A 486-nucleotide genomic window follows, 5' to 3' on the forward strand; every position below is an offset into this window, starting at 1 on the left:
GGAACGAGTATTGGTGGCTATGTGCGTCGCGCACAGCGGGCAATTGCTTCTCAGGTGCAGCTTCCCGCCGGCTACACGCTTTCCTGGGTCGGGGAATATCGCAGCATGCAAAGGGCTGAGCAACGGTTGTTGTTTGTGATTCCTGCCGTACTACTCGTGATTGCGCTGCTCCTCTATCTCAATTTTCGCAACTGGGCAGAGGTAGCCATTATTTTGGTGACATTGCCTTTTGCGTTGGTAGGCGGGCTGTGGTTGGTCTATGCGCTGCACTACAAATTATCGGTGGCAGTGGCAGTTGGATTTATTGCGCTGGCCGGCGTGGCCGTGGAGTTCGGTGTCGTGATGCTGCTGTATCTGGATCAGGCTTTGTATAAGCACCAGATGCGAAATGCGTTGAATACCTGGCATGACCTGCAACTGGCGATTATGGAAGGCACCATGTTACGCCTGCGGCCGCTGGCGATGACCTTTACTTTGGTCGTCGTT

Annotated in this window: 1 protein-coding gene; it reads left to right on the top strand. The window is 54.1% G+C overall.

All coding sequences use genetic code 11. From position 1 onward, the window contains the following. A partial coding sequence (locus AB4090_RS15145; protein WP_369574705.1) for an efflux RND transporter permease subunit occupies positions 1 to 486 on the top strand: 486 nt, incomplete at both ends.

It is taken from the genome of Acidithiobacillus sp. IBUN Pt1247-S3 (genome assembly GCF_041146875.1).
Classification (GTDB): Bacteria; Pseudomonadota; Gammaproteobacteria; order Acidithiobacillales; family Acidithiobacillaceae; genus Igneacidithiobacillus.